The organism is Burkholderia puraquae (assembly GCF_002099195.1).
In the GTDB taxonomy this organism is placed as follows: Bacteria; Pseudomonadota; Gammaproteobacteria; order Burkholderiales; family Burkholderiaceae; genus Burkholderia; species Burkholderia puraquae.
Genome location: NZ_NBYX01000003.1, coordinates 1 through 23,389 on the forward strand (window position 1 = coordinate 1; position 23,389 = coordinate 23,389).

At 63.5% G+C, this 23,389-nt stretch carries 22 protein-coding genes and 1 pseudogene; 10 read left to right on the top strand and 13 right to left on the bottom strand.

What is annotated here, in order from left to right; genetic code table 11:
- Together B7G54_RS06865 and B7G54_RS39585 are read right to left on the bottom strand one after the other, a co-directional pair.
- A partial coding sequence (locus B7G54_RS06865) for a transposase (RefSeq protein ID WP_165765554.1) occupies positions 1 to 139 on the bottom strand: 139 nt, incomplete at its 3' end.
- A gap of 78 nt (positions 140 to 217) precedes the next feature.
- The gene (locus tag B7G54_RS39585) at positions 218 to 406 is read right to left on the bottom strand and encodes a hypothetical protein (protein WP_244289269.1); all 189 of its coding nucleotides are present in this window, start codon (positions 404 to 406) and stop codon (positions 218 to 220) included.
- 15 nt (positions 407 to 421) lie between these two features.
- Here B7G54_RS39585 and B7G54_RS06870 point away from each other — a divergent pair, with 15 nt between their 5' ends.
- The gene (locus B7G54_RS06870) at positions 422 to 1,243 is read left to right on the top strand and encodes a hypothetical protein (RefSeq protein WP_244289270.1); all 822 of its coding nucleotides are present in this window, start codon (positions 422 to 424) and stop codon (positions 1,241 to 1,243) included.
- A gap of 463 nt (positions 1,244 to 1,706) precedes the next feature.
- Here the strand turns inward: B7G54_RS06870 and B7G54_RS06875 are convergent, their stop codons facing one another.
- Positions 1,707 to 2,582: an RraA family protein gene (locus B7G54_RS06875; RefSeq protein ID WP_244289271.1), complete on the bottom strand. Its 876-nt coding sequence runs from the start codon at positions 2,580 to 2,582 to the stop codon at positions 1,707 to 1,709.
- An 82-nt stretch (positions 2,583 to 2,664) separates the two neighbouring features.
- Between B7G54_RS06875 and B7G54_RS06880 the strand changes: the two genes are divergently transcribed.
- The 7 genes from B7G54_RS06880 to B7G54_RS06910 all read left to right on the top strand — a co-directional run bounded on the left by B7G54_RS06880 (position 2,665) and on the right by B7G54_RS06910 (position 9,538).
- On the top strand, positions 2,665 to 4,290 hold the full coding sequence (locus B7G54_RS06880; protein ID WP_085038424.1) for an IclR family transcriptional regulator domain-containing protein: 1,626 nt from the start codon (positions 2,665 to 2,667) through the stop codon (positions 4,288 to 4,290).
- A gap of 38 nt (positions 4,291 to 4,328) precedes the next feature.
- On the top strand, positions 4,329 to 5,258 hold the full coding sequence (locus B7G54_RS06885; protein WP_085038425.1) for an aldose 1-epimerase: 930 nt from the start codon (positions 4,329 to 4,331) through the stop codon (positions 5,256 to 5,258).
- 160 nt (positions 5,259 to 5,418) lie between these two features.
- On the top strand, positions 5,419 to 5,871 hold the full coding sequence (locus B7G54_RS06890; RefSeq protein WP_085038426.1) for a nuclear transport factor 2 family protein: 453 nt from the start codon (positions 5,419 to 5,421) through the stop codon (positions 5,869 to 5,871).
- Positions 5,868 to 7,328, top strand: a complete 1,461-nt coding sequence (locus B7G54_RS06895; RefSeq protein WP_085038427.1) for an aldehyde dehydrogenase (NADP(+)) — start codon at positions 5,868 to 5,870, stop codon at positions 7,326 to 7,328. Before B7G54_RS06890 ends, B7G54_RS06895 begins: the two co-directional genes overlap by 4 nt.
- The gene (locus B7G54_RS06900) at positions 7,325 to 7,618 is read left to right on the top strand and encodes a Dabb family protein (protein WP_085038428.1); all 294 of its coding nucleotides are present in this window, start codon (positions 7,325 to 7,327) and stop codon (positions 7,616 to 7,618) included. Before B7G54_RS06895 ends, B7G54_RS06900 begins: the two co-directional genes overlap by 4 nt.
- Positions 7,619 to 7,643: 25 nt before the next feature.
- Positions 7,644 to 8,444 carry an NAD-dependent epimerase/dehydratase family protein gene (locus tag B7G54_RS06905; protein ID WP_085038429.1) on the top strand — a complete coding sequence of 267 codons (801 nt, stop codon included), beginning with the start codon at positions 7,644 to 7,646 and terminating at the stop codon, positions 8,442 to 8,444.
- Positions 8,441 to 9,538: a mandelate racemase/muconate lactonizing enzyme family protein gene (locus B7G54_RS06910; protein WP_085038430.1), complete on the top strand. Its 1,098-nt coding sequence runs from the start codon at positions 8,441 to 8,443 to the stop codon at positions 9,536 to 9,538. Before B7G54_RS06905 ends, B7G54_RS06910 begins: the two co-directional genes overlap by 4 nt.
- 60 nt (positions 9,539 to 9,598) lie before the next feature.
- Here B7G54_RS06910 and B7G54_RS06915 read toward each other — a convergent pair whose 3' ends face one another.
- The 3 genes from B7G54_RS06915 to B7G54_RS06925 form a co-directional block, all read right to left on the bottom strand.
- Entirely contained in the window at positions 9,599 to 10,513 is a 915-nt protein-coding gene (locus B7G54_RS06915) for an alpha/beta hydrolase (RefSeq protein WP_165765555.1), read from the bottom strand.
- Between the two features lie 107 nt (positions 10,514 to 10,620).
- The gene (locus tag B7G54_RS06920; RefSeq protein WP_085038432.1) at positions 10,621 to 11,898 is read right to left on the bottom strand and encodes an MFS transporter; all 1,278 of its coding nucleotides are present in this window, start codon (positions 11,896 to 11,898) and stop codon (positions 10,621 to 10,623) included.
- Between the two features lie 157 nt (positions 11,899 to 12,055).
- Positions 12,056 to 13,219: a porin gene (locus tag B7G54_RS06925; RefSeq protein ID WP_085038823.1), complete on the bottom strand. Its 1,164-nt coding sequence runs from the start codon at positions 13,217 to 13,219 to the stop codon at positions 12,056 to 12,058.
- 604 nt (positions 13,220 to 13,823) lie between these two features.
- Here B7G54_RS06925 and B7G54_RS06930 point away from each other — a divergent pair.
- Positions 13,824 to 14,952, top strand: a pseudogene (locus B7G54_RS06930) (IS3 family transposase).
- A 175-nt stretch (positions 14,953 to 15,127) separates the two neighbouring features.
- On the opposite strand, the gene B7G54_RS06935 reads toward B7G54_RS06930, so the two are convergent.
- The 7 genes from B7G54_RS06935 to B7G54_RS06965 all read right to left on the bottom strand — a co-directional run bounded on the left by B7G54_RS06935 (position 15,128) and on the right by B7G54_RS06965 (position 22,210).
- Positions 15,128 to 16,273 carry a branched-chain amino acid ABC transporter substrate-binding protein gene (locus B7G54_RS06935; RefSeq protein ID WP_085038433.1) on the bottom strand — a complete coding sequence of 382 codons (1,146 nt, stop codon included), beginning with the start codon at positions 16,271 to 16,273 and terminating at the stop codon, positions 15,128 to 15,130.
- A 264-nt stretch (positions 16,274 to 16,537) separates the two neighbouring features.
- Positions 16,538 to 18,040 carry an L-asparagine permease gene (gene ansP, locus B7G54_RS06940; RefSeq protein WP_106408954.1) on the bottom strand — a complete coding sequence of 501 codons (1,503 nt, stop codon included), beginning with the start codon at positions 18,038 to 18,040 and terminating at the stop codon, positions 16,538 to 16,540.
- A gap of 53 nt (positions 18,041 to 18,093) precedes the next feature.
- Positions 18,094 to 18,900 carry an alpha/beta fold hydrolase gene (locus B7G54_RS06945; protein ID WP_085038435.1) on the bottom strand — a complete coding sequence of 269 codons (807 nt, stop codon included), beginning with the start codon at positions 18,898 to 18,900 and terminating at the stop codon, positions 18,094 to 18,096.
- 79 nt (positions 18,901 to 18,979) lie between these two features.
- Positions 18,980 to 20,197, bottom strand: a complete 1,218-nt coding sequence (locus B7G54_RS06950; RefSeq protein ID WP_085038436.1) for a pyridoxal phosphate-dependent aminotransferase — start codon at positions 20,195 to 20,197, stop codon at positions 18,980 to 18,982.
- Entirely contained in the window at positions 20,194 to 20,838 is a 645-nt protein-coding gene (locus tag B7G54_RS06955; RefSeq protein WP_085038437.1) for an RraA family protein, read from the bottom strand. The genes B7G54_RS06950 and B7G54_RS06955 overlap by 4 nt, the downstream gene beginning before the upstream one ends.
- Before the next feature lie 3 nt (positions 20,839 to 20,841).
- Positions 20,842 to 21,522: an RraA family protein gene (locus B7G54_RS06960; RefSeq protein ID WP_085038438.1), complete on the bottom strand. Its 681-nt coding sequence runs from the start codon at positions 21,520 to 21,522 to the stop codon at positions 20,842 to 20,844.
- A gap of 28 nt (positions 21,523 to 21,550) precedes the next feature.
- On the bottom strand, positions 21,551 to 22,210 hold the full coding sequence (locus tag B7G54_RS06965) for an RraA family protein (protein ID WP_085038439.1): 660 nt from the start codon (positions 22,208 to 22,210) through the stop codon (positions 21,551 to 21,553).
- Between the two features lie 191 nt (positions 22,211 to 22,401).
- Between B7G54_RS06965 and B7G54_RS06970 the strand changes: the two genes are divergently transcribed.
- Positions 22,402 to 23,322 (top strand): LysR substrate-binding domain-containing protein, encoded by a 921-nt coding sequence (locus B7G54_RS06970; protein WP_085038440.1) that lies wholly within the window; start codon positions 22,402 to 22,404, stop codon positions 23,320 to 23,322.
- Positions 23,323 to 23,389 lie beyond the last annotated feature (67 nt).

Sequence of the window (23,389 nt, forward strand, 5' to 3'; positions counted from 1 at the left end):
CTCCGAATTTCTTCTTCCAATTGTAGAAAGTCGCCTCGCTAATTCCGAGCTTGCGGCAGACTTCTTCGACCTTCGTACCCAGCTCGGCTTGCTTCAGTGCAAATGCGATCTGCTCTTCCGTAAACTTGCTCGTCTTCATGGCATGACCTTCGTGTCCGCTTGGACACATCATGCCGAATTTCTCTACTTTTGCGCCGGACTATTTCTTGGGTCAGGGTCAATTCCGGACTGGCACCACCCCGAGCTTGAACGGCTCGTCGAGATCGCGTCGTCGTAGGGCCACTTCGGCTGGCTGTACCAGGATGTGATCGAACGCGGCTACCAGCTCGGCGTCGCGGCCAGCGGCGACGAACATCGAGGCCGGCCGGGCGGCGGCGCACCCGGCGTGCAGGTCTTCGGCGTACATGGCGGGCTAACGGGCATGCTCGCACCCGCGCTCGACCGCAAGCACGTCGGCGAAGCACTGCGCGCGCGCCGCACGTGGGCGACCACCGGCGAGCACAGCGCGCTGCTCGTGCGCTGCGGCGATCACTGGCAAGGCGACGCATTCGCGCACGATGGGCCGGCGCGGCTCGACTACCGGCTGCTCGGCCAGTCAGGGCGGGAATACGTGGCCGCGTACGATCACGAGGGTCTGCTATGGGAGCGCAACCTGCACGCGGAACTCGGCTACGCGGAGCGCCTCGTCCGGGTGCGCTGGGGCGGCGCCCGCATTCGCGATCGCTACCGCTGGGCTGCGTGGCGCGGCCGGATCAGGATCGTCAACGGCACGATCCACCGTTTCGGGTCTAACGGGTTCGAGCATGTCGAGGAATCGGCATGGCGCACCGGCGCGACCGACGTTGAATTCCACAGCGACACCTACGGCGACGCCGACAGCATCGAGCTGGATATCGGCAATCTCGCCGCCGCGACGATCGTGGTCGAAGGCACGATCGACAGCTTCGCGAAGTTCGGCGATCCGCTGCAGCGTAATCCATTTGTCCATGCGCCTGAATTCCGTTTCGAGATCAGCGGTGCGGAACTGCTCGCGCGTGGTACGGCGACGGATGCGCTTGACGGAACGGAGCTGTTCGTCGCGGTCGAGCGGCTGACAGACCAGCCACTGCCCGTCGATCTCTCCGGCAGCATCGAGGTGGCGCCCGGCCATGCGGAATTCGGCTACCGCCCCGTCTATTTCTTCGGGCGGCAGCGCAACGACAGCAAAGTTTGGTCATCGGCGCAATTCATCACGTTTAACTAACGGGCTTTCAGGCTTCGCATTTCACCTAGTGCCGCGGCTGACCAAGACATCGTCACGAGCGTCGAAGTTCTTTCTACCACCCTCGGCAATACAGCTCTAGTATTCAATCAAGAGCACGACGCAATCTACGCAAACCTCACCGCAGTCGCTACGCCCTTTCACCGGAAACTGTGAAAGGGCGCAAGCGGTAACCACAGGCCGACATCTGTTGCCGATCGGCCGGGGCAACATTGCTTCCACTTCATCCGGGCATTTCTCGACGACGAACGCGAATCAGCCGCCCAGACGAGCACGCTTGTCCGACACTATACAAACGTGCTTGCCACACACAAGCGACCCAGTAAGCCAGATCTGGCCGAATAGATCGATTTGCCAATCTGTTGTCCGACGGCCGTCAGTCGCCCAAATCAACCACCCGTGGAGCATCCATGATGCCGCTTCGGAGCGGCACCTTCGCGCACCATTATTTGACATTCCCTGCTGCGCTAAGCGGCTTGCGGCCGCCCGCGACCCACGCCTCGTAGTCCGCATACGACTGTGAGCTCGGCGGATACACACCCCACAGCGCCTCGCCTGCCGCGATCCGCATCGCCAGATAGCTTTCGATGTCGTCCTGTTTCTCGCAGATGTCCGCGAGTTCTTCCGCGAGATGCGCTGGCACCACCGTCAGTCCATCCGCGTCGCCGACAATGATGTCGCCTGGGTACACCGCCACGCCGGCACAGCCGATCGGTACCTGCAGATCCGCGACGTGGTGATACGAAATGCGCGTGGTCGCGGTGATTTCGCGTGCATAGGCCGGCAGCGCCATCGCCGCGATTTCCGAGCCATCGCGCAGCGCGCCGTCGGTAACGATGGCCCGCGCGCCGCGCGCCAGCAATCGCGTCACGAGAATATTACCCGCCGATGCCGCGCGCGGATCGTCGCGGCTGTCGATCACCAGCACGTCGCCTTCGCAGATCTGCTCGACGCCTTGCCATTGGAGGTTGTCTGCGTTCGGCCGCGTGGTCATCGTGCCGTAGGTATCGATGTCTTCTCGCGCGGGGATGAAGCGCATCGTGAACGCACGCCCCGCAAACGGCTTCACCTCACGATTGATGGCGCGCAGTCCAACCAGCGCCGGCTGCCGAAATCCGCGCTTGAACAGTTGCGTCGTCAGCGATCCACTGCTGCATTTCGCGAGCCGCTCGAGCGTCGCGTCGCTGACCTGAACGGCGCGGTCCACTTCGTTGTCCAGCCCATCGGCATACGCATGTAACGTCATATCAATCCCCAACTCCTCGAAAAAAATCCCGTGCAGTACCAACGTGTGGAACTGCATACCTAAAATCCGGTTCATGAAATCGATGCTACTGCTAAAGTCGCACACATCGAACGGGCGAACTCGATGCGTCCGCCGGGGAATTCCAAGGAATGGAAATATGGGTATCGGAGACGGCACGGCAGCGCTATCCAAGGCGCTATCGGTACTGGAAATGGTGGGCGGCGCGCCCGACGGCATGAGCAACGCGGAGTTGCTGGACCGCTCCGGGTTACCCAAGACGACGCTGTACCGCATCCTCGCGACGCTGATCGAACACGGCCTGCTGCGCCGCGATCCGACGCACCGCGTCTATCGACTCGGATTCCATTACCTGGAACTGGTGCGCAATTCCTATCTGATGCCCGATCTTGTCGTGGCAGCGACCGCGGAATTGCGCGCACTGCGCGACCTGACCGGCGAAACCGCCTATCTCGCCGCGCTCGACGGTCACGAAGTGATCTCGCTGGAACGGTGCGACGGCGCGCATTCGCAGCGCTCGTCCGCCGCGCTCGGCCGCAGCAAACCGGTCTACTGCACCGGCCAGGGCAAGGCGATCCTGTCGCGGATGCCGCGCGACGAGCGCGAAGCGCTGTTGCGCAACGTGACGATGACGACGCTCACCCCGCACACCATCACCGACCGGCGCCGCCTGCAGGTCGAATTGCAGATCACGGCGACGCGCGGCTACGCGATCGACGACGAAGAAATCGTGCTCGGCGTGCGCTGCGTCGCCGCACCGATCGTCGACAGCGAAGGCCGCGTGCGCGGCGCGATCAGCGTCGCCGGGCCGACCTACCGCATGTCCCTGCCGCGCCTCGAGCTGCTCGGGCCCGAACTGGCCGACGCGGCGCGGCGCGTGGGCGCGCAACTCGAATCGGGCGGTCATGCGTCTGATGGCGAGGAAGTGTCGGCGGCGAGCCCGTCGTGGGCATTTCATGGCGCATTTCCGGTGTGGTGGGCCGAACGCGACGCCCTGTACTGGGCCGATACGCTCGCGCCCGCCGTGCATGCGTTTAGCGTCGATCCGCGCGGCGCGAAGCCGGGCGGGCCGTCCGGGCGGGGCGACGATCGCGTGGTCCGCCAGTTCGACACGCCGATCACGGGCATGCAGTTGCGACCCGAAGGGCTCCTGATTGTCCAGCCAAGCCGCCACCTGATCCTCGCCCCCGACGACACGCTGACCGTCTGCGAAGGCGGCAGCGTCTGGAACGACCCCGACCTCACGCTGCTCTGCACCGACGGCTCGGGCCATACATGGGGCTGGCTGCATCGCGACAGCCGCGGGCATCTCGGCATCGTCAACGACGCCGAGCGCTTCGAAGGCATCTGGAGCTTCGACGAACGCATCGATTCGATGACGTGGTCCGCCGACGGCGAAACCGCGTTCGCCGCCGCGTCCGCGTCGGGCACGCTCTACATGATGCGACGCGGCTCGTCGAGCGTACGCCGCTTCGCGACCCTGCCGCCCGGCTCCGGGCGCTTGTCCGGCGTCACGCTCGACGATCGCGGCGGCCTGTGGACTGCACTGCGCGACGGCTGGAGCCTGATGCGCTTTTCCGCCGACGGTACGCTCGAACGCATCGTCAGCCTGCCCGTGGCTGCGCCTACCGGCCTCGCGTTCATGCGCGACGCGCAGCACCGCGCGGCACTCTACATCACGAGCGACCGCAATCATCAACCGATCGAATCGCTCGCGAGCGCGCCGCTGTCGGGGCATCTGCTGCGCCTGCCGTTCGACTCGTGAGCGTCGCGTTCTTCCGGTTCATCGATTGCCCTCCTCACATGACTGCTCCCCCTCGCCTGACACTTTCGAACGATCTCCTCGAAGCGGAAATCGCGCCGGAACGCGGCGCGCGCCTGTGTCGCCTGCGCACGCGCCGCGACGGCGTCGACCTGCTCGTGCCGCTCTCCACGTGGGACACGCCCAAGCACGGCTGGCCAAAAGCGGGCGCGTATCCGCTGGTGCCGTATTCGAACCGGATCCGCAACGCGCGCGTAGTGTTCCGGGGCGCCGCGTACGCGCTCGCACCACATCCGCTCGACCGCCCCAACGCGCTGCATGGCCATGCGCAACGCCGTGCGTGGACTGTCGCGCACGCGGATTCCCTGTGCACGAAACTTGTACTCGAAAGCGACGCATGCGACGACTGGCCATGGCCGTTCGAAGCGCGGATCGGGTTCGAGCTGGCCGGTCACGCGCTCGCCGTCTCGCTCGGCCTGCACAACCCGGGCACGCAGGCGATGCCCGCCGGCCTCGGCTGGCATCCGTTCTTCACAACCGATCCGCGCTCGACCGTGCACTTCGGGGCCGCGCGCCGCTGGCAGATCGACGCTGACTGCCTGCCGACCGGGCAAACGTCCGCGATTGCAGCACGGCATGCGCTGTCGCGCACCGACTGGGCAGCCAACGACTACGTCGATTACGTGAGCGAATGGAACGGCGCGGCGCGCATCGAACGCGACGCGGGCACGCTGCACATGACGAGCGACTCACCGCTCACGCATCTGGTCGCCTATGCGGCGCGCGGCGGGCCGTTCGTCTGCCTGGAGCCGGTGAGCCACGTCGCGAACGGTTTCAATCTCGCCGCTGGCGGCATCGACGGCACCGGCATGCAGGTCCTCGAGCCGGGCGCCTCGCTGATCGCGCGCGTTACGCTCGCGTGGACACCGAACGACCAATTCGCGAAATGCGATCGCGATTCCAGATGCTGAGACTGACTGACGCGCGGCGCGCCGTCGGCCCTCATCGCAGGGCGCGCTTGCTCGTACACTGCTCGTCATCCCTTCATGCGCCGCCAGCCGCGCCCCTCTTCACATCACGAGCTCGTTCGCGTCCATGATGCGCGACGGGCCACAACGGAGGCACCCCCTCATGCCCGATCACGACCCGGACCGCTACGCAGCGCTGATTCGCCGCTATTTCGACGCCTGCAACGAGGCCGATTACGACAAACTCGTCTCCTGCTTCACGCCCGACGCAGTGCACTACTTCCCCGCCGGCCTTCCCGACATTCCATGGCGCAGCGCCGACGTCATCGCGCGAAAATGGCAATGGTGCGTGGCCGAACTCGGCTCGCAGTGGACGATCGAGAAAATCCTGGTGTCGCACGATTCGCACGAAGCGGTGATCGAGTGGACCCACTGGAAAGGCAAGCTCGGCACCGCGCTGCGCGGCGACGAATGGTACGTGTTCGATCCGCAGACGTGCCGCATCAAGGAGATTCGCGCGTACTACGCCGCGCCGGCCGACAAGACCGTGGCGATCAACGAACTGGTCGATTTCGACTACAGCGGGCGCGGTTATCACCAGGAGGCGAACGCATGAGCACGCTCGAACGCGATACCGCCTGCACGCAGGATCTTTCACCCGTGGTACGCACTGCCGCCGAGCGGGCACATGCCGCACAGGCGCTTTACGGCTCTGCATCCGACGCCACGCGCAGCCGTCTGTTGCGCGGGCTCGCGGACGCGCTCGAACGCAGCAGCGCGTCGCTCGTCGCGATCGCCGACGAGGAAACCTCGCTCGGCCCGGCGCGTCTGACCGGCGAAGTCGCGCGCACGGCATTCCAGCTGCGCGGCTTCGCCGAGCGCGTGGAGGCCGGCATCGCGCGCCATCAGATCGACGACCTCGCGGTCGCCGGCGCGCCACCGGCGGGGCGTCCGCATCTGACGCGCGTGCTTGAGCCGCTCGGGCCGGTCGCGATGTTCTCGGCCAGCAACTTCCCGTTCGCGTTCTCAGTGCTAGGCGGCGATACGGCTGCCGCGTTAGCCGCGGGTTGCACGGTGATCGTCAAGCCGCATTCGGGGCATCCAGAACTGTCGCGCCGCGTGCATGCGCTCGCCGCCGACGTGCTGCGCGAGCAGTCGCTGCCCGACGGCGTCATCGCATTCGTGGACCAGATTTCGCGCGATGCCGCGACCCAGCTCGTCGCGCATCCCGACGTGAAGGCGGTCGCCTTCACCGGTTCGTACCACGGCGGCGTCGCGCTGTGGCGCGCGGCGAACGCGCGAACGCGCCCGATCCCGTTCTATGGCGAACTGGGCTCGATCAACCCGCTCGTCGTGCAGCCGGACGCGCTCGCTGAAGGCGTCGACACGCCCGCGACGACGCTCGCGACCTCCATCACGCTCGGCTGCGGCCAGTTCTGCACCAGTCCGGGCCTGATCCTGGTGCGCGACGATGCACAAGGCGAACGCTTCGTCGCGGCGCTCGCGCGTGCGCTCGACACACAGCAACCGCACGCGATGCTGACGCCCGCGATGCGCGGCGGCTTCGAACATGCCGCGTCGCAGGTCTCGTCGCAGCCGGGCGTGCGCGTCCGCCTTGCCGCGTCATTGCCTGACAACACCGACGCACCCGCACCGCGCCTGTTCGAGACCGATGCGCGCACGCTACTCGACAACCCGGCGCTGAGAGAAGAAATGTTCGGGCCGGCCGCACTCGTCGTACGCGTCGCGAACGACGCCGAAACCATAGACGTACTGAACGCCGTCGAAGGGTCGCTGACTGTGACGCTGTGGGGCGCGCAGGTCGATACCCCGGCCAACCGCGCGCTTGCCGGCGCCGCGCGCGGCATAGCCGGCCGCGTGCTGTTCGGCGGCGTGCCGACCGGCGTCGCCGTGTGCGACGCCCAGCAGCATGGCGGCCCGTGGCCCGCGTCGACGCAGCCGCAAACCACGTCCGTCGGCTATGCGGCGATCGAACGCTTCCTACGTCCGGTCGCGCTGCAGGATGCGCCGGACTGGGCGATCCGGGCCAACCGCGAAGGAGCCGCCGCATGATGCAGCACGTGGTGATGTTCCGGCGCCTGCCGCACGTCGCGGCCGATGCGTACCGCGAGGCGGCGCTGGTCGAGCGGATGCGCAACCTGGAGCGCGAGATCGACTTCATCCGCGCGTGGCGCGTATCGGCCAACGAACTCGCGCGGCCGATCTGCTGGGACTATCTGCTGGAAGCAAGCTTCGACGACGCCGACGCCATCGAGCTCTACCTTCCGCATCCCGCACATCAGGCGCTGGTTGCGGATTTAAAGCAATACTTCGAATGGGTCGCATGCGACTACACGCGATGACCATCGACCGGGAGAACGCGTTCCAATGAAAACCCTTCTTGTGACGGGCGCGGCCGGCGGCGTGTCGACGCGCGTACGCCCATGGCTGCGCGAGCACTACTGCCTGCGCCTGATGGATCTGCGCGAGGCCGACGGCCTCGCGTCGAACGAAACCGCGATCGTCGGCGATATCACCGATCGCGACACGGTGCGGCGTGCGGCCGACGGCGTAGACGGCATCCTGCACCTGGCCTGCGCGTACAGCCTCGACATCGACTTCGAAGCGACGCTCGACGCGAACTATCGCGCGCAGCTCTATCTGCTCGACACGTGCCGCGAATTCGGCATCGGGCGCTTCGTGTTCGCGAGCAGCCATCACGTGCTGGGCCAGCATCGCATCGACGGCTTCACAGGCGATCACGCGCCGGTCGCGCCCGACGGCTTCTACGCACTGAGCAAGGTGTTCGGCGAAGCGGCGTGCGCGATGTACGCGCATCGGCATGGCATCAAGGCGCTGTCGATCCGCATCGGCAATGCCGACGCACAGGTCGCCGACGGCCGCCGCCAGCATATCTGGGTCAGCGGCCGCGACCTCGCGCAGCTGATCCGGATCGGCTTCGAGCACGACGGCATCGTCAACGAAGTCGTGTACGGCGTGTCGCGCTGCCCCGCGCCGTTTTTCGACAACGCGCGGGCGAAGGAACTCGGCTATGCGCCGCAGGACACCGCGCTCGAACATCTGTCGCCCGCGTTTGTCGAACGCGACGCCATGCCGCCGTCGGCGGGCCCCGACTACGTCGGAGGCCCATATGTCCCGCAACCGCTGATCGTCAGGAAGCCACAATGAAGATCCGCTCCGTCGAAACGCGAGTGATCGAGATTCCGTTCGAGGACGGCGGCAAGGGACTCGGCATTACTCCGTCGGCCTGGAAGTCGATGGAAACCGTGCTGATCCGTATCGAGGATACCGACGGCAACGTCGGCTGGGGCGAAGCATTCGGCTATTTCGTGGCCGATGCGACGCGCAGCGTGGTCGAGACGCGCCTGAAGCCGCTGCTCGAAGGCGCGACCGTCGAATCGATTCCCGCGTGGACCAAGGCGACGCAACGCGCGCTGCACATCTTCGGCCGCTACGGCATCACGCTGTTCGCGATTTCCGGCGTGGACATGGCGCTGTGGGATCTCGCCGCGAAGCGCCGGCACGAACCGCTGTGGAAACTGCTCGGCGGCATCGAGCCCGCCACGCTGCCGACGTATGCGAGCCTGGTGCGCTACGGCGATGGCGAAGCCGCGTCGTCGATCTGCCGCCGTGCGCTCGACAAAGGCTTCGCCGACATCAAGCTGCACGAGATCGATCTCGCGGTGATCGAGGCCGCGCATGCGACGGTCGACGGCCGCGCGCCGATTTCGGTGGACGTGAACTGCGCGTGGACCGACGCGCAATCGCTCGCGAACATCGAGACGCTGAAGGCGCTGGGCGGCATTTCATGGCTCGAGGAGCCGATTTTCCCGCCCGAGGATTTCGCGCGGCTCGCGGCGCTGCGCGATCGCGGCGTGCCGATCGCCGCCGGCGAGAACTGGTGTACGGCGCTGCAGTTCCAGCAGGCCGTCGATGCGCGCGCGGTCGACTATCTGCAGCCGAGCGTGAGCAAGGTCGGCGGCGTGACGGAGTTTCTGGAGATCGTCGAGCTGGCGCGCGCGGCGCAACTCGGTGTGCTGCCGCACAGCCCGTACTTCGGGCCCGGTTTCCTCACGACGCTGCATCTGGCCACCGCGCATCGCGACATGCTGCAGATCGAATGGCTGTATGTGGAGCCGGCTGCCGAACTGATCGCGCTCGAGTCGATTCGTTCGGGCCATCAGCTGCGGCTCGGCGACGCGCCCGGCATCGGTCTCGCGCCCGACGAAGCGGTGATTGCGCACTTCGTGCGGCCGCGCTGAGCGCGCGCCGGGCGGCGGCCGCCACGCGATACCACGGCGAGCGCGAGGCTCGCCGTTTTTTTATGCCCGCGCGGAATGGATCGCCGCGCCCCGTTCGATCAGGAACGACGCGATGCGGTCGTAGCACGCGCGGGTCTCGGCCAGCTCAGTCGCCCGCATTGCGCCATGCACGAGGCCGTGCGCGAGCCACGCATGCGCGTCGCCGCCCGCGTCGCGCACGCGCTGCACGAAGTCGATGCCCTGATCGCGCAGCACGTCGTGCATCGCGACGACTACCAGCGCGGGCGCGAGCCCGTCGAAACGCTCGCATTCGAGCGGCATGGCGCGCGCGGTGCGACGCTCGATCTCGTTCGGCACATACAACGCGATCGATTCCGCGAGCCCGCGCGCGGGCAGCATCGGTGCGCCGGCGTGTTCCCGCATCGACGGGAAATGGTCGGCGGCGCTCAGCACCGGATAGACGAGCACCTGCGCGGCAGGCTGGGCCTCGGCGCGCTCGCGCAACGCGACGCAGAGCGCGGCGGCCAGCGTACCGCCCGCGCTGTCGCCCGCCACCGCGCGGCGGGTGGGGTCGAACGGCAGCGCCGTCGATGCCAGCGCATCCCAGACGGCCAGGCCGTCGTCCAGCGGCGCGGGAAAGCAGGCTTCGGGCGCGAGCCGGTAATCCACCGCGACGATCGCCAGATCGGCGCACGCCAGCAACGCATATGCGAACCAGTCGTGCGTGGTGTGATCACCGGTCGTCCAGCCGCCGCCGTGGAAAAACACCAGTACCGGCCAGCCGCGCGGGGGTGCATCGCCGGCCGGGACGAAACAGCGCGTCATCACGCCGCCGATCCGCCGATCGGTGACGACGAGCAGCTGCGGCGCGGGCGGCGTGAAATGCGCGCACTGGCGTGCAAAGGCCGCGCGGCGCGACGGCCAGTCGTCGGTGCAGCTGCGAAAGCGCGCGGCGGTATCGATGAAGGCTTGCATATCGGCGCTCAGGCCGTGCGTGGCGTGATTCATGGCGTCAAAAAAATAAGCGGCGCAGGTCCTGCCGGACATGCGCCATGGGGGCGATCGCGCATCGACGCGCGGCGTCAAGCCAGCGTCGGCGCCGGGAGGTGCTCCTTGCCGCTGACGAAGCACGCGAGAATCAGCGAGCCGATCAGGCCGACCACACCGGCCAGCACGAATGCGCTGACGAAGCTGCCGGTGCTCTGAATCAGGAAGCCCGTAACCGCCGGACCGACGATGCCCGAGCAGTTCGCGAGACCGTGCATGAAGCCGCTCGCGGTGCCGACCTGATGGCGCGGCACGCTGTCCTGGATTATCGCCCAGTACGCCGGGCCGGCCAGCATCAGCAGGCCGATGGCGACCGTCATCACAGTGACTGCCGTCCACACTTCGTCGACGATGCCGGTAAGCGCGACACAGCCCGCCGAGATCAGGAACGACGTCACCAGCACGACCTTGCGCGACATCATGCGGCGGCCGGTGCGGCGGTAGATCGCATCGACGATGAACCCGCCCGACATGTAGCCGATCGCGCCCGTGATCCACGGCAGCGAGCTGACGAGGCTCATGTCCTTCAGGCTGATGTTGCGTGCATCGACCAGGTAGCTCGGAAACCAGGTGATGAAGAAAAACAGGATGTAGTTGTAGCAGAAGAGCGAGATGCCGGTGGTCAGCACCGAACGCGTCGCGACGACCTCGCGGATCGACACCTTTTCCCCCTGCGGACGCCGCACCGGTTCCTGGCCGGCATCGATCTGCGCCAGCTCCGCCTTGCTGACCCGCGGATGCTCGGCCGGCGTTTCCGTCGACAGGCGCCGCCACATCACGACCCAGCCAAGGCCAAGCACGCCCATCACGATGAACGCGGTGCGCCAGCCGAAGGTCAGGGCCAGAAAGCCGACGATGGGGCCTGCCAGCGCCCCGCCGATCGGCCCACCCGACTGGCCGATACCAGCCGCCGATGCGCGCTCGCCGATCGGGAACCAGGTATTGACGACCTTGTTGGCGGTCGCGGCGTTCGGCCCTTCACCCATGCCGAACGCGATGCGCAGGGCCAGCATCGACCAGAAACCGGAAACCGCCGCGGTCAGGCCGCAGGCGATGGACCAGCCGGTCATCGACCAGCTCAGCACGCGGCGCCCGCCGAAGCGGTCGGAAAAGTAGCCGCCGAGGAAGTTGAACGCGGCGTAGCCGATGGAAAACGCGCCGAAGATGATGCCCTTCTCGCCCGCCGTCAGGTGGTAGTCGCGCGTGATGAAAGGCATCGCGATCGACAGCGCGGAGCGGTCGATGTAGTTGATGACCGTGGCGAGCAGAAGCATCGCCAGAATGGTCGAGCGGTATTGTCCGCGGAATTTCATGCTGGGTGTCTCCATCGTTGCTATGCGCCTGCCGCGCGGCGTGCGCGCAAGCGTCTTTGGACAGCATCGTACGGCCGGATCGCGCGGCTGAACATGCCTGTCTCGCCGGAAAGAACGTGCCAATCCCACGCATTGGAATTGGCCGCGCGGCCGGCACTCAGAACTTGTGGCGCAACCCGATCACGGTGCCGACCTGCCGGTTGTTCGACGCGGGCGACAGCGCCCACAGCTGAGCCATCGCTGCCTGTCCGGTCGAATCGCGACCTGATGCCTGTTGCGCCATCACCATTGCGTACACGTCGGTGCGCTTCGACAGGAGGTAGTCGATCGACACATCGGCTTCGTGATACGTGACCTTGCCGGCCTCGCCGTTCCGCACCGGCGCGCCGTGGATATACTGATACGAGGCGCCGAGCTTGAGCGACGGCGTGATCGCATAGCCGAGCGCGAGTTCCGCAGTGTTGAATGCAGCCGTGCCCTGGTAGCCCTGCGGATTCAGGCTGCCGAGCGCGCCGAGACCCTGGAAGCGCACGTTGCTGTAAGTGAGCGCGACATTCAGGTTGCCGAACGCATAGCTGCCCGACGCTGCGAACGTGTTCAGCGAGCGGGCCGACGCATAGCCCGAGAAGATCCGGTACGCGGACATGTTGTTGCCTGTCGTGCTCGACGACGGGTTGTTGCCGTAGTACGAGAAGTTCGGATCGCGCACGTCCAGATACGCGACGCCGAGGAACAGCGGCCCCTGGCTATACGATGCGCCGAACGAATAGGCGCGGTTGCGCTCGAAGCTGCCCGCCACGCCACCCAGGCTGAACAGGCCACCGAACTTGAAGCCGTGCAGGTTCACGCTCGAATACTTGACGACATTGTTCAGGCGATAATCGTTGCCGAGGTTGTCGAATTCCCCGGGATGGTTGATCAGCAGCGCGGTATTTGCCCGCGCCGGTTCGGCGTAGTCGACGATCGCGTCGTACTGGCGGCCGACCGTCACCGTACCGTACGGGCTCGCGATACCCACATACGCCTGCCTTCCGAACATCGCGCCACCCTGACCGAGCGAGCCATTCAGCGGCGAGAAGCCGCTTTCCAGCCGGAAGATCGCCTGATAGCCGCCGCCCAGGTCCTCGGTGCCCGTCAGCCCCCAACGGTTGCCCTGGTACCAGCCGGCCTGCGTGGCGTACTGGTGCGCGCCGTTGACGTTGTTCACGTAGAGCAACCCGGCGTCGAGCACGCCATACAGCGTGATGCTGCTCTGGGCATGGCTCAGCATCGGCATCAACAGCGCGAGCGAGGTCGCGACACATTGCTTTGCATACTTCACGCGTGTCTCCTTTTCATTCCCATTCGTTTGCATAACTAATGTGTTTTCGCCTGACGAGCACCGAACATGTGCGGCGCGATGCCCTGCGAAGGTTCTGGCGACGCAAGTCGCCGAACAGGAATCGAATGCTAGCGATGCGTCCTCGCATTGGGAATCTTGGCCGTGCCGCGAATACGCGATTAGTTCCACGAACTGGGATTCGGATCGCAGACCTCCGGATTACCCGCAAACGCGAAAAGCGGTTGCGCGCCGTTTCACGTCATCGCGATTTGTCTGAATGAACGGCTTCAAGGCAATCTTCGACGTTCGTTTTTCCTTGCCGGCGAAAAAAGGGCGCGCCATCTCGGCGCCGCATCCGGCCCGATGCCGTCCGGATACGCGTTCCATTCCAGCCGCTGGGAATGACGGCTATCTTCCGTTGCTTTCGATCACGTTTCGCCCGTCGACACCCACACCTGTTTGGGTAGCATGGTTTCCATCGCCAAGCGCGCCGAATACGGGAGACACGCATGCCCCCCTCGAGGTGATCCGCTTTAGGAATCCCGGACCGATCCGAGCGTGAGTTTTGAGTCAAACTTGACCCTGAGCCAGGAGGTGGTTTGTCATGAAACGGAAACGCTCTTCGATCGAACAGATTGTGGCGGTGCTCAAGCAAGCTGAGCTGGGCATGCCAGTGGCCGATGTGATCCGGCAGGTCGGTATTTCCGAACAGACGTTCTATCGGTGGAAGAAGCAATATGCCGGAATGCAGTCAGATCAGGTGCGCGAGCTCAAGCAACTGCAAGAGGAGAACGCGCGGCTCAAGAAGCTGGTTGCCGAACTGAGCCTGGACAAGGCCATTTTGCAGGACGTTGCATCAAAAAAGTGGCCCGCCCGCGCTGAGACGAGACGTGGTGGATTACGTGGTGAGCCACTACGGATTGACGATGAGGCGGGCCTGTCGGCTCGTGAAGCAACCGCGCAGCGTTCAGTACTACCGAAGTATCAAAGACCCGCGCTCAGAGCTTCGGTCGAGGATGCGCAAGATTGCCCATACGCGGGTGCGCTACGGCTATCGACGTGTCCACGTGCTGTTGCGCCGGGTAGGCTGGCAGTTGGGCCGGAACCAGGCGTACCGGCTGTATTGCGAAGAGCAGTTGCAGTTGCGCTCAAAGTTACCGCAGCGGCGAAAGATGGTGGTGACGCGGGTGGCGAAGATCGTTCCGATCAAACCAAACGATGCGTGGAGTATGGATTTTGCGGCCGACCAGCTTGCTGATGGTTCGAAATTTCGCACCTTGACGATCGTGGATGTCTTCACGAAGGAAGCGTTGGCGATCGAAGTCGGACAACGGCCGAAAGGCGAACACGTGGTATCTGGACTGAATCGAATCGCCGCTCGGCGCGGCGCTCCGCGACATCTGTTCGTCGACAACGGCAGCGAATTTTCGGGGCGCCTGCTCGACATGTGGGCGTACCACTATCGAGCCAAAATCGACTTCAGCAGGCCCGAGAAGCCACCGACAATTGCCACATCGAGACGTTTAACGGATCATTCCGCGACGAGTGCTTGAACCTCCATTGGTTCGAAACGCTCGGGGGAAGCCAAAGCGATCGTCGAGGCGTGGCGCCGGGATTACAACGAGAGTCGTCCTCACTCGGCTCTCAAAGAGCTGGCACCAGCCGAATTCGCCCGTCAGCTGGTGCCTTCATCGGGTTCAGCCAGACCTGAAACGCCGCAAAACTCGCTCTAGATCTGGTCCGGGAAACCCAAGCGGATCAGCCCGGTCGCTCCACTTACCCAACTGTCCGAATTCGCGCAGCCACCTCTCCCGTTAAGCAACATTAATGTCAGATCAAGTCATAGGTTTTACAGATGACAGGCCGCCTAGAGGCGACCCGTCTCAGCGCACTAGCTCGCCCACGGATCTACATCTTCACAACATCGAGCAGCATCTTCTTTCCTGCCTTGTAGTCGTAAAGCGAAATCACACTGTGCTTGAGGTCGCCCTTCGAGTCGAACGTCGTTTCCCCGATCACCCCGGTGTAATCTGTCTTCGGCATCTCTCGCAGAATCTTCGCCGGATCGGTCGAATTCGCGCGCTTCATCGCATCGACAATGATGTACACGGCGTCATACGTGAACGGCGCGTAGATCAGAATAGGCTGATGGAAGCGTGCTTCATACTTCTGCTGAAATTCCTTGCCCGTCGCCATCTTCTCAAGTGCGAGCCCCGCTTGTGAGCAGATCACGTTGTCGGTTGCCGAGCCGGCCAAATCGGCCAAGTTTTCGGTGCACAGACCGTCGCCAGCGAGCACTTTCGCACGCAACCCCAGCTGTTTCGACTGCTTCGCGAACGGACCGCCCGTCGCGTCCATACCGCCGTACATAATCACATCCGGGTTCTCGCCCTTGATTTTCGTCAAAATCGCGCGAAAATCTACTGCCTTGTCGTTCGTCGCATCGTGCGATACCACCGTTACACCAAGCGCCTTCGCAGTCTTCTCAAATTCGTTCGCGAGCCCCTGGCCGTACGCAGTTGCATCGTCGACGATCGCAACTGACTTCACTTTCAGGTTCTTTACCGCGTAATTGGCGAGCGCCGGCCCCTGTTGCGCGTCCGTCGCCACCATTCGGTACGTTGTCTTGAACCCTTGCTGTGTCAAAGTCGGATTGGTTGACGATGGTGATATCTGCACAATGCCCGCGTCGCTATAAATCTTCGATGCCGGAATCGACGTACCCGAGTTCAGGTGACCAACCACAGCGACGACGCGATCATCGACCAGCTTTTGAGCGGCCTGGGTCGCTTGGCGCGGATCCGCGGCGTCGTCCTGCGCATCGAGCATCAGCGTAATCCTCTGGCCACCGACAACGAGCCCCTTCTTGTTGATCTCTTCGACGGCAAGTCTCGCGCCGTTTTCGTTGTCTTTCCCAAGATGGGCGATCTGCCCGGTCAGCGGCGCAACATGGCCAATCTTGACGATCTGGTCAGCTGCAGCCTGTGTTGAAATCGTCGCGCAGAGCATCGCCACAGCAGGGAAGATTGCCGGAATTTTCGTCGTGAAATTCATCGTGGTCTCCAGGAAAAAGTCATCTTCCGCTGCACCGAACACCCGCTCGTTGACAGAGCATCAGTGGCCGGCCGCTCGAGATTAATTCGTCATACATACCATTAAAATAATGCGGCTGCCTCAAACGGCCGCTTCGCTCTCAGGATGAGTCAACCGGCGTACCCATGAAACACTGAGATAGCCTTCCAGAACAGCCTCGGAGTTCTTCTTTTTTCTGTTGCGACGATACCGATTCGCTCACGCGATCGGTATCGCGAGGGTCTGTCAGTATTTGTCGCTCTCAAGCGCGTTCTGCGTAAACACGACAGACGGAATCTCTTTCGTCAGGTCAGCACGGCGCGCGCGCCCGCTCATCCATTTCCATCCGACGACGAGTAGCAATGCGACAGCCGGGATTGATGCAACAGTCCACGTGCCGCCCGGATAGTCGAATGCCATCAGCACCAGCACACCGACGAGAAAAGCCAGCGTGAGCCATGACGTAACCGGCGCACCAGGCATCTTGAACGGAACATCCTCTGCCTCGCCTCGCGCAACCGCCGCGCGGAACTTCATCTGGCAGACCACGATGAAGCCCCACGTGCTGATGATCCCGAGCGACGCGACGTTGAGAACGATCTCGAATACACTAGACGGCACCAGGTAGTTCAGCACCACACCGACGACGTATATGGCAACCGTCACAAGGATCCCAGCATACGGCACCGATTGCGTGCTCATCCGCGCGAGGAACTTCGGTGCGGAACCGCCCATCGATAGCGAACGCAACACTCGGCCGGTCGAATACAACCCAGAGTTGAGGCTCGATAGTGCGGCGGACAGCACAACGATATTCATCACGGAACCAATGCCCGATACGCCGAGTGCGCCAAAGAACGTCACGAACGGACTCTGTCCTGCCTTGTACGCACTCCAAGGCAGAAGGCACACGAGCAGTACGACCGACGCGACATAGAACAGCGCGATCCGCCAAATCACATTGTTGATCGCACTCGGTAGCACCTTGCGTGCATCCTTGCACTCGCCGGCCGCGGTTCCCACCAGCTCGACGCCGGCAAACGCGAACACGACGCCCTGCACCAGCACCAACGCCGGCATCAGTCCGTGCGGGAAGAAGCCTCCGTTGTCAGCAATCAAATGCATCCCGGTCGCGTGGCTTGCAACTTGCCCGCCACTGCCGAGGATCACGGTCCCGACAATCAGGAAGATCACGATCGCCGAGACCTTGATCAAAGCGAACCAGAACTCCATCTCGGCAAACCACTTCACGCCAATCAGATTCATCGCCGCGACGATGAACAGTGCGATCAACGCAAACATCCATTGCGGCACAGCAGCGAACGCGCCCCAATAGTGCATGTATAGCGCGACCGCAGTGATATCGACGATGCCGGTCATCGCCCAGTTTAGAAAGTACATCCAGCCAGCGACGAACGATGCCTTCTCGCCGAGGAATTCACGCGCGTACGATACGAAGCTGCCGCTGCTCGGTCGATGCATCACGAGCTCGCCAAGCGCGCGCAGGATCAGAAACGAAAATACGCCGCACACGAGATATACGATCGCGAGCGAGGGACCAGCCGCTTGCAAGCGAGCGCCTGCACCAAGGAAAAGGCCGGTACCGATCGCACCACCGATCGCAATCATCTGCACCTGTCGATTGCCTAGAGTCTTGTGGTAACCGGCCTCGTGAGACTCGAGCCAATCTTTGCGATTGGCCTCCTCCTCTTGCGTAGAAAATCCACTTTCTTTTGTCTTTGAATTCATCATTGTCTCCGCCATCAATCTCAGATCCGATGTCTTTTCTATAATCTGAAAGGTCAGCTTGATCGCTTATGAAACGCTGCTATTGCCTCCCACATCAGCACCGGATTTGAATACATCGGAAAATGTCCGCAATCCGGGATCTCGGCCAGCTCGACCCCCTTATCTTGGATGTGCTTCAGGTAGGAAAGCGATGCATTCTGCGCGCCGTACATGAACATCCTCGGCAGCGGAAGACCTACGAACTTCGTCATCAGGTCGCCGTTGTCCGACAGATCGACCATCGATCGGAAAATCCCGCCGACGGCTTCAGCACGAACCTTGTGCCGCAAGCTCGCCGAATAGAGCGCACTCGCATAGGCCGGGGCATGGAGCGTCCGCTCGATGAAGTCGTCGAAGAATCGTTGGGCATCGTTCCGCGGATGGTCGACGATCTGACGGCTGAGAAAGCAGTCTTCCGGGGCGATGTTTCCTTCTATATCGACGAAGCTCAGCACACGCTCAGGCTGCTGGTGTGCGAGCATCAATGAGGTCAACCCCCCCATCGAATGCCCGATCAGATGGAAACGATCGAAACCGATATGTTCGAGCACGGCACGGGCAGTTTTCACGAGAAACGGGATACTGATCTGCGACAGGTCGGCACAACGGGTTTCGCCGCACCCAGGCGCGTCATAAGCGATGAACGGATGCCCGTCAAATGCGGCGTGGCGTACGATATCGGCATAGTCCTCTTTCGTAGAGCCGAAGCCGTGCAGAAACACGATCGGTGCTTTGTCGCCGTCGCGATGAATGGCCGAGACGTCGAGCGCCGTGCCGTCGACGTTGAACCGGAACTGCGATCGGATAAATTCACGAGTCATCTAAATCACCTTGCACTAATATTCGCGCAATGCGGCCTCAGTTCATTGAAGGTACCGAGGCAGCGCACTGCGGCGACGTTCAATCCGCCAGCGTCGTGCAGAAATCCTGAATCGCCGTGCAAGCGCGTGCCAGGGACTTGTCGTCGAGCGCGTACGCGATGCGAATGTAAGGCCCAAGACCAAACGCACTGCCATGCACAGTCGCGACACCGGCCTCGTCGAGCAACGCGTTAACCACCGCCTCGTCGCCGTCCAGATGTATTCCTGCACGCGTCGTCTTGCCGATCAGGCCTTCACAGGAGGCGAACACGTAGAACGCGCCTTGCGGTACCGCACAGTGCAGGCCGGGCGCCTGGTTGAGTTGATCGACGACCAGGTCACGCCGGCGCTGGAATGCAACACGCGAGTGTTGGATGAAGTCTTGTGGGCCCGTCAATGCGGCGAGCGCCGCATGCTGCGAAATCGTCGATGCCCCCGACGTTTGCTGCCCCTGCAGCTTCTCCATCGCTTCAATCAACCAGCCGGGACCCGTGCCGAAGCCGATGCGCCAGCCGGTCATCGCATACGCTTTGGACACGCCGTTCATCGTCAGCACACGCTCGCGCAACCGCGGCTCGACCTGAGCGAGCGTGAAAAATTCGATGCCGTCGAAAATCAAATGCTCGTAGATGTCGTCGGACAGCACTAGCACCTGCGGGTTCGCGAGCAACACCTCGGCCAACGCCTGCAGTTCCGCACGGCTGTAGACCGCGCCTGTCGGGTTCGACGGCGAATTCAGAATCAGCCAGCGCGTGCGCGGCGTGATCGCCGATTGCAACGCGTCTGCCGTCAGCTTGAAACCGCTTTCTGCCCCGCATGGGACGATCACGGACGTCGCGCCGCAAAGCTGCACGATTTCAGGGTAGCTGACCCAATACGGCGCCGGCACGACAACCTCGTCGCCCTCGTTAAGCGTGGCCGCCAATGCATTGAAGATCACCTGCTTGCCACCGCTGCATACGAGCGTATCGCGCCAGTCGACGTCCAAGCCGTTCTCGCGCTGAAACTTCGCGGCGATCGCCTCACGCAGCGCACGCAAGCCTGCGACTTGCGTGTAGCGCGTATGACCCGCCCGGATCGCTGCGATGCCCGCTTCGCGAACGTGCTCCGGCGTATCGAAATCCGGCTCGCCGGCGCTCAGCGAGATCACCGCCGCACCGCTAGCACGCCGTGCGGCCACGCGATCCATCACCTTATAGGTCGCCGACGGACGTGCTGCGGCCAGGAAGCGATTCAGACTTTCTGCCGGTGCGGTCATTGCGCGGTCCTCCAGCTCGTAAGCCCCATCAACTCCAACGTGCTGCGACCTTCACGCAACGCGTCCATCATCTTCGCCTCCTTGTCGGCACGGGCCTGTCCCTGCGCCAGCGTCTCTTCGACGTGTGCCGCCGGGATCACGAGGACACCGTCATCGTCCGCAACGACCAGATCCCCGGTCGCCACCGGCGTGCCGGCGAAGCTGATCGGCTGCCCGACCGACGGTGCGCTGGCCTTGATCGTGCCGCGCATGCAGATGCCGCGGGTGAACACGGGAAAGCGTCGGGCGGTCAGGGCTGCGATGTCACGCACGCCTCCGTCGATGACCAGACCGGCGACACCGGCAGCTTCGGCCGCCACGGTCAGCACTTCACCCCAGTAGCCCGACACAAAGCCGCCGGTCGATACGACGAGCACGCTGCCGCGGGGCACCCGCTCCATCGCAATGTGGATAGACAGGTTGTCGCCCGGCGAACATTCGAGCGGATACGCCGGGCCGGCAATCGACGCACCCGGCCATACCGTGTGAATCGCGGGATCGACCGAACTGGTAGCGAGACCCGATGCTTCGTACAGCGTCGACGTGCCAAGCCTGCAGGCTTGCGCCAGCAGAAGCGAATCGTAGGAAGGAACGTTGGACATGGCTCAGCCCTTGGTTTGAAGCTTGTGATAACCGAGTGCTGCGCGTGCGTCGCCCAACGACTTGCCTTCCGCGATCTGCTCGCGGATACGCGACTCGACTTCCTCGATCTTGCGGGCGATCTCGGCTACTTCCCGGGCACGACCACGCGGCACGACGACGACGCCGTTCGCATCCGCCACCACGATGTCACGCGAAGCAACGCGGACGGTTCCGACCCCGACCGTGGTGTTCACCGACTCGACTTGCACGCGGTCCTTGCCGGTTCGCATGAAGCGACCCGCAGTGAACAGGGCATAGTTGTCGCCGAGCGCCTTGTTCACGTCCCGGCAGACACCGTCGATCACAGTGCCCGCGATCCCGCGCAGCCCCGCGTACTGGGTCATGATGTCGCCCCAGACCGTGCAATCGGTGCGGCCGTCGTTGTCGATCACGACCACGTCGCCCTCAGCAACGTCATCGATGAAGTCGCCGACCGTGCCGGGAGGATTGCTGGCCGGCACGTACTTGACCGTGAACGCCGGCCCCACGACGACCTTCGTGTAGTTCGCCAGCGGCATGATGCCGAGCGACTGCCCGTGCAAGCCCAGCTTGTCCATGGCGTCGGAGACACCCGGGGTGTCCAGCCCGGCGAACAACGCGACCAGTTCCTGGTCTTCGGCGCTTGCTCTGTTTGGATTCGTCATACGATAAAACTCCAAAAACGATGTCGGGTTAGCGGACCGCGATGGCCTCGAATTCCTTGTCATGCATGACCTCCGCAACGGAGCGCCCGGCGCGTACGGCGGCCACCATGCCGTCCTGGCGACGCGCGATGCGCTCGCCGAGATCGAGCACCTCCTCGATGCGCGCGGCTGGCACAAACACCGTGCCGCAGCGATCGGCAATGACGTAGTCGCCCTCGTACACGGTGACACCCGCCATCTGGACCGGGTTGCCCGAGTCAATCTGGATCACGCGATTGCGCGCGCTGATCATCGTCACGCCACGGCCGTACACCGGGTAGCCGATCGACTCGCTGCCGTCGATATCGCGGCTCAGGCCGTCGATGACCGATCCGCGGACCTGCTTTGCCGTGGCGGCGTTGGCCAGGATGTCGCCCCAGCAGGAGATACCGTCGGCACCGCCGGCGATCACCAGCACGCGGTCGTCCGTGTTCACCGCGTCGATGACGGGCGAAATCAGATGCACGGTGGGTTTGGCATCCGCTTTCGGACCGAGCTGAATCGTGCTCGCGCGGCCAACGATCTTCGGGCAGTCCCACAGCGGGCGCAGTCCGTAGGTCGCGCCCGGCAGATCCAGAAAATCGAGCGCATCGGAAACAGTGTTGGTGTCGAGCGCGGCGAGGCGGTCGAGGATGGATGTCGGGTTCATCACGTTGGGTTCCGTTGACAAGTGTCCCAATCGTCGCGTCGCCACGTTGATATGTAAATTCGTTACTTCGTATCAAGCTGATATCATTTTCGGATCAGCAAAAACCGAGCTACGGAGCCACACAAGCGGAAAATGGGCGCCCTCAACGCATCTCGCATATCGCGGAACATTCCGGACGGAGGCAAACCCGCATGAGCAATACGATCGATTTCAGGCTAATCAAGCAGTTGTGGATGTTTCTGGCGGTTGCGGAAGAGCAGCACTTCGGGCGAGCAGCGAAGCGCTTGAACATGTCTCAGCCACCATTGACCGAGCAGATCAAGGTTCTCGAGCAATCGCTGGGGCTTCAGCTCTTCTATCGCTCGCGACAGGGCACGCAACTCAGCCCCGCCGGCGCTGCGATCCTCCCTGCAGTGCAACAATTCACGAGTCAGGTCGAACGGCTGGAGCGTGTCGTGCGAGAGGTCGCCGCGGGTCAGTCCGGCGTGCTGCACGTCGGGGCCATTACGTCAGCGATGCTCGAGACCGTCCCCCCCCTACTGGACGAGCTTAAGCGGGCTCATCCGGATCTGACGGTCTTCGTCAATGAAATCGACAGCGTCGATGCGATTCCCGCACTCGAAGCGGGAGAGCTGGACCTCGCGTTCGTGCGCGTCGACCGAGAAGTCGGAAACGGGATCCTGACGATGCCGCTTGCCGAAGATCGCCTGGCCGTCGCACTTCCCAAGGATCACACGCTCACATCATTGCCGAGAGTACGATTGCGCTCCTTGGCAGGCGAACAGATGGTCGTTTCCTCGCGACAGGTCGCCCCGGACTACTTCGACTTGCTGATGTCCGTCTGCCGCTCCAACGGGCTGACGCCGCGCGTCATGCACGAAGTGCGATCAATCACGTCTCAAGTCGCCTACGTCGGTTGCGGCCAAGGCGTTGCCCTTGTGCCATCGTCGATGCGCAAGCTGGTGCCCGCGAACGTCGTCGTGAGGCCATTGAAAGAAAAGGTGATGGTGGTCACGGCAGCACTGGTTTGGAATTCGAACCGCTACCATCCGATGGTCGATGCCGTGGTTGCGTTGCTGAAAAAGCAGCCCCCGGCCGTTCCTGATGCGTAGACGAGCCGGTCAGCTGCCTTGATGGCGTTCGCTGTATCGTGCGCCGGTGTTACGTCGAGCAACCGGT

Coding starts and splice junctions, on each gene's coding strand:
- B7G54_RS39585 (WP_244289269.1), bottom strand. CDS start 406: ATGTACGCCGAAGACCTGCACGCCGGGTGCGCCGCCGCCCGGCCGGCC.
- B7G54_RS06870 (WP_244289270.1), top strand. CDS start 422: ATGCTCGCACCCGCGCTCGACCGCAAGCACGTCGGCGAAGCACTGCGC.
- B7G54_RS06875 (WP_244289271.1), bottom strand. CDS start 2,582: ATGAACCGGATTTTAGGTATGCAGTTCCACACGTTGGTACTGCACGGG.
- B7G54_RS06880 (WP_085038424.1), top strand. CDS start 2,665: ATGGGTATCGGAGACGGCACGGCAGCGCTATCCAAGGCGCTATCGGTA.
- B7G54_RS06885 (WP_085038425.1), top strand. CDS start 4,329: ATGACTGCTCCCCCTCGCCTGACACTTTCGAACGATCTCCTCGAAGCG.
- B7G54_RS06890 (WP_085038426.1), top strand. CDS start 5,419: ATGCCCGATCACGACCCGGACCGCTACGCAGCGCTGATTCGCCGCTAT.
- B7G54_RS06895 (WP_085038427.1), top strand. CDS start 5,868: ATGAGCACGCTCGAACGCGATACCGCCTGCACGCAGGATCTTTCACCC.
- B7G54_RS06900 (WP_085038428.1), top strand. CDS start 7,325: ATGATGCAGCACGTGGTGATGTTCCGGCGCCTGCCGCACGTCGCGGCC.
- B7G54_RS06905 (WP_085038429.1), top strand. CDS start 7,644: ATGAAAACCCTTCTTGTGACGGGCGCGGCCGGCGGCGTGTCGACGCGC.
- B7G54_RS06910 (WP_085038430.1), top strand. CDS start 8,441: ATGAAGATCCGCTCCGTCGAAACGCGAGTGATCGAGATTCCGTTCGAG.
- B7G54_RS06915 (WP_165765555.1), bottom strand. CDS start 10,513: ATGCAAGCCTTCATCGATACCGCCGCGCGCTTTCGCAGCTGCACCGAC.
- B7G54_RS06920 (WP_085038432.1), bottom strand. CDS start 11,898: ATGAAATTCCGCGGACAATACCGCTCGACCATTCTGGCGATGCTTCTG.
- B7G54_RS06935 (WP_085038433.1), bottom strand. CDS start 16,273: ATGAATTTCACGACGAAAATTCCGGCAATCTTCCCTGCTGTGGCGATG.
- ansP (WP_106408954.1), bottom strand. CDS start 18,040: ATGAATTCAAAGACAAAAGAAAGTGGATTTTCTACGCAAGAGGAGGAG.
- B7G54_RS06945 (WP_085038435.1), bottom strand. CDS start 18,900: ATGACTCGTGAATTTATCCGATCGCAGTTCCGGTTCAACGTCGACGGC.
- B7G54_RS06950 (WP_085038436.1), bottom strand. CDS start 20,197: ATGACCGCACCGGCAGAAAGTCTGAATCGCTTCCTGGCCGCAGCACGT.
- B7G54_RS06955 (WP_085038437.1), bottom strand. CDS start 20,838: ATGTCCAACGTTCCTTCCTACGATTCGCTTCTGCTGGCGCAAGCCTGC.
- B7G54_RS06960 (WP_085038438.1), bottom strand. CDS start 21,522: ATGACGAATCCAAACAGAGCAAGCGCCGAAGACCAGGAACTGGTCGCG.
- B7G54_RS06965 (WP_085038439.1), bottom strand. CDS start 22,210: ATGAACCCGACATCCATCCTCGACCGCCTCGCCGCGCTCGACACCAAC.
- B7G54_RS06970 (WP_085038440.1), top strand. CDS start 22,402: ATGAGCAATACGATCGATTTCAGGCTAATCAAGCAGTTGTGGATGTTT.